Origin of the sequence: Streptomyces yokosukanensis, assembly GCF_001514035.1 — a bacterium.
In the GTDB taxonomy this organism is placed as follows: domain Bacteria; phylum Actinomycetota; class Actinomycetes; order Streptomycetales; family Streptomycetaceae; genus Streptomyces; species Streptomyces yokosukanensis.
The window spans coordinates 5,711-10,480 of sequence record NZ_KQ948247.1 but is presented as its reverse complement, the minus strand read 5'-3'; the positions used below and the strand labels follow the sequence as shown (position 1 = coordinate 10,480).

The following is a 4,770-nucleotide window of genomic DNA, read 5'->3' as shown; positions in this document are numbered from 1 at the left end:
CCTTGCGGTCCGCGAGGGAGGCCACCACGGCCAGCGCCGCGTCCTCGTCACCCGCGATCACGACGGCGCTCGGCCCGTTGACGGCGGCGATGCCGACACGGTCGGTGAGCAGCGGCAGGACCTCGTCCTCGGAAGCCTGGACGGCGATCATCACACCGCCCGACGGCAGCGCCTGCATCAGACGGCCACGCGCGGCGACCAGCGTGCAGGCGTCCTCCAGCGACAGGACACCCGCCACATGCGCGGCAGCGACCTCACCGATCGAGTGACCGGCGACGAAGTCGGGCCGTACCCCCCACGACTCCAGCAGCCGGAACAGCGCCACCTCGACCGCGAACAGCGCGGGCTGCGCGTACTCCGTTCGGTCCAGGACGGTCGAGTCCTCGCCGAACAGCACGTCCTTCAGCGGGAGTTCGAGTGCGGCGTCCATGCGGGCGCAGATCGCGTCCAGCGCGTCCGCGAAGGCCGGGTGGGCGTCGTACAGCTCACGGCCGGCGCCGAGGCGCTGGCTGCCTTGGCCGGTGAACAGGAACGCGGTCCTGCCCGCGGCCGGGGAGCCCGTCGCGAGCGCGGCGGCCGAGCCGTCCTCCGCCAGCGTCTCCAGGCCCGCGAGGAGCGCGGCGCGGTCCGCGGCCACCACGGCGGCGCGGTGCTCGAAGGCGGAGCGGCCCGCGGCCAGGGAGAACCCGAGGTCCGCGGTGCCCAGTTCGGGATGACGGACGGCGTGCTCGTGCAGGCGGCGGGCCTGGTCGCGCAGGGCCTCGCGGCTCCTGCCGGACAGCAGCCATGGAAGCGGGGCGGCCGGGGAGGGCACCGGCGCGGGGGACGCGGCCTCAGGGACCTGCTCGATGATGGTGTGGGCGTTGGTACCGCTGATCCCGAAGGAGGAGACGCCCGCGCGGCGCGGCCGGCCGGTCTCCGGCCAGGGGACGGCACCGGTCAGCAGGGCGACGTCACCGGCGGTCCAGTCGACGTGCGGGGTCGCTTCGTCGACGTGCAGGGTCGGGGGCAGGATCCCGTGCTGCATGGCCAGGACCATCTTGATGACGCCGGCCACGCCGGCGGCGGCCTGCGTGTGACCGAGGTTCGACTTGATGGAGCCGAGAAGCAGCGGTCGGCCGTCCTCGCGGTCCTGGCCGTACGTGGCCAGCAGTGCCTGGGCCTCAATGGGGTCGCCGAGCTTCGTGCCGGTGCCGTGGGCCTCGACGGCGTCCACGTCGGCGGCGGTCAGGCCGGCGCTCGCGAGGGCCTGGCGGATGACGCGCTGCTGGGAGGGGCCGTTGGGGGCGGTCAGACCGTTGGAGGCACCGTCCTGGTTGACGGCGGAGCCGCGGACGACGGCGAGGACGGGGTGGCCGTTGCGGCGGGCGTCGGAGAGCCGCTCGACGAGGAGCATGCCGAGGCCCTCGCCCCAGCCGGTGCCGTCGGCTGCGGCCGCGAAGGCCTTGATCCGGCCGTCTTCGGCGAGGCCGCGCTGGCGGCTGAAGTCGATGAAGGAGGCGGGGGTGGACATGACGGTCACACCGCCGGCCAGGGCCATCGTGCACTCGCCGGCGCGCAGGGCCTGGATGGCCCAGTGCAGGGCGACGAGCGACGAGGAGCAGGCGGTGTCGACAGTGGCCGCGGGGCCTTCCAGGCCGAGGACGTAGCTCACGCGGCCGGAGACGACGCTCGCCGCGTTGCCGGTGCCGAGGAAGCCCTCGGTGCCGTCGGGGGCGGCGAGGATGACGTCGAGGTAGTCCTGGCCGTTGGTGCCGGTGAACACGCCGATGCGCTCGCCGCGCACGGTGGCGGGGTCGATGCCGGCCCGTTCGAAAGCCTCCCAGGAGGTCTCCAGCAGCAGGCGCTGCTGCGGGTCCATGGCGAGGGCCTCGCGCGGGGAGATACCGAAGAAGGCGGGGTCGAAGGTGGTCGCGTCGGCGAGGAAGCCGCCCTCGCGGACGTAGGTGGTGTTCTCGGCGAGGGACTCCGGGTCGTACAGCCCGTCGAGGTCCCAGCCGCGGTCGGTCGGGAAGCCGGAGATGGCGTCGCGGCCGTCGGCGAGCAGCTCCCACAGTTCCTCGGGGGTGCGGACTCCGCCGGGGAAGCGGCAGCTCATCGCGACGATCGCGATGGGATCGTCGTCGGTCGCGGTGCCCGCCCCGGTCGTGGTGGCGCCGGCCGGGTCGGCGGGGTGCGCTCCGAGGAGTTCTCCCTGGAGGAAGGCGGCCAGGGCCAGGGAGTTGGGGTAGTCGAAGATCAGGGTGGCGGGCAGGCGCAGCCCGGTCCGGGCGGTGAGGAGGTTGCGGATCTCCACCGCGGTCAGGGAGTCGAAGCCGAGGTCGCGGAAGGCGACGGCCGGTTCGACGGACTCCGGGCCGGCGTAGCCGAGGACGGCGGCGATCTGCGTACGGACGAACTCCAGGGCGAGGGCGTCGCGTTCGCCGGCCGGTGCCTGGGCGAGCCGGCGGGCGAGGCCGTCGGCGGCCTCGGCCGGGGCGTCGGCGGCCCGGCCCGTGGCGGCGAGGGCCTGGACGGCCTCGGGGAGCGCCGCGATCAGCGGGCAGGGACGGACGGCGGTGAGGCCGGGCGTGAGGCGGGCCCAGTCGATGTCGGCGACGACGCAGGAGGTCTCGTCGAGGGCGAGCGCCGTGTTCATCGCGGACAGGGCGAGTTCGGGGGCGAGGGCCGGGAGTCCGGCGGAGCGCAGGCGCTCGGCGACGAGTTCGTCGGCAGCCATGCCGCCCTCGGCCCAGGCGCCCCAGGAGATCACGGTGGCCGGCAGCCCGTCGGCGCGGCGCTGCTCGGCGAGGGCGTCCAGGCAGGCGTTCGCGGCGGCGTAATTGGCCTGTCCGGCGGCGCCGAAGGCGGCGGCGACGGAGGAGAACAGGACGAAGGCGGCCAGGTCCAGGTCGCGGGTCAGCTCGTGCAGGACCTGGGCGGCGTGGGCCTTGGGCCGCAGGACGCCCGCCAGGCGCTGCGGGGTCTGGGCGTCGAGGACACCGTCGTCGAGGACACCGGCGGCGTGGACGACGGTGGTCAGCGGGAGTTCGGCGGGAACGGTGGCGAGGAGGCGGGCCACGGCGTCGCGGTCGGAGACGTCGCAGGCGGCGAGGGTGACCTCGGCTCCCATCTCGCGCAGTTCGGCGGCGAGTTCGGCGGCGCCGTCGGCGCCTGGGCCGCGCCTGCTGACCAGCAGCAGGTGTGCGGCGCCCGAGCGGACGAGCCAGCGGGCGACGTGCCGGCCGAGGGCTCCGGTGCCGCCGGTGACGAGGGCCGTGCCGGAGGTGGTCCAGTCGGCGGCCGGGGTGTGGTCCTGGGGGGCGCGGGCCAGGCGGCGGACGAAGACGCCGGTGGAGCGTACGGCGACGTGGTCCTCGGTGCCGAGTCCGCCCAGGACGTCGGCGAGGCGGCCGGTGGCGCGCTCGTCGGGGGCGGGGGGCAGGTCGACGAGGCCGCCCCAGCGGGCGGGCAGTTCGAGGGCGGCGGTCCGGCCGAAGCCCCAGAGGGCGGCCTGGGCGGTGCTGGCGAGTCGGTCGGAGCGGCCGGTGGCGACGGCGCCCTGGGTGGCGGCCCAGAGCGGGGCGTCCACGCCCGCGTCGCCCAGGGCCTGGACGAGGGCGAGCGTGGCGGCGAGGCCGGCGGGCAGCGCCGCGTCCTCGGGGTGCGGGCGCTCGTCGAGGGCGAGCAGCGACAGTACCCCGGCGGGCGCGTCGGGCGTCGTCTCCAGGGCTGCGGTGAGGTGCCGGGCCAGGGTGGTCCGGTCGTCGGCGGTGGCGTCGACGGTGAGGGGGGTGACGGTGACGCCGCGGGCGGTCAGGGCGCGGGTGGCGGCCAGGGTCCAGGGGGCGTCGGTGTGCCCGGCGGGCACCGCGAGGAGCCAGTGCCCGGCGAGGGGCGCGGCCGCGGTGTCGGTGAGCGGCGTCCAGGTGACGCGGTAGCGCCAGCCGGTGACGGTGTCGCGGTCCCGGTGGCGGCGGTGCCATGCGGAGAGGGCGGGCAGGACGCCGCTGAGGGGTTCGTCGCCGTCGACGCCGAGGGTGTCGGCGAAGGCGGCCAGGTCCTCGCTGTCGACGACCTCCCAGAACTTGGCGTCGGTCAGGCCGAGTTCGCGGCCTTCGGCAGGTCCGGTGAGGTCGGTGAAGGGGTCGCGGGGCCAGTACAGCTCGCGCTGGAAGGCGTACGTCGGCAGCTCGACGCGGCCGGTGCCGGTGGCGGCGAAGCGGGCGGCCCAGTCCGGGGTGAGTCCGCGGACGTGGGCACCGGCGACGGCGGCGGTCAGGGTGCGGTCTTCGGGGCGGCCGGTGCGCAGCGCGGGCAGGAAGGCGGCGACGCGGGGGCCGGTGGCGGTCTGGCAGTCCTGGCCGAGAGCGGACAGGACGCCGTCGGGGCCGAGTTCGACGTAGGCGGTGACACCGCGGCTCTCCAGCCAGCGGATGCCGTCGAGGAAGCGGACGGCTTCGCGGACGTGGCGGACCCAGAAGTCGGCGGAGCCCATCTCGTCGGTGACGAGGGCGCCGGTGAGGTTCGAGACGACCGGGACGCGGGGGGCGGCGTACGTCAGTCCCTCCGCCACCTCGCGGAAGGCGTCGAGCATGCCGTCCATGTGCGGCGAGTGGAAGGCGTGGCTGACGGTGAGCTGCTTGGTCTTGCGGCCCCGGGCGGCGAAGGCGTCGGCGACGGCCCGGGCGGCGTCCTCGTCACCGGCCACGACCACCGACGCAGGCCCGTTGACGGCGGCGACGCTCACCCGCTCGGTCAGCAGCGGCAGGACCTCGTCCTCCGACGCCT

General features: G+C 75.7%; 1 protein-coding gene. It reads right to left on the bottom strand.

Going from position 1 to position 4,770, the window contains the following annotated elements:
* Window positions 1–4,770: type I polyketide synthase (locus AQI95_RS42960; RefSeq protein ID WP_159056737.1), on the bottom strand; the 4,770-nt coding region annotated here is incomplete at both ends.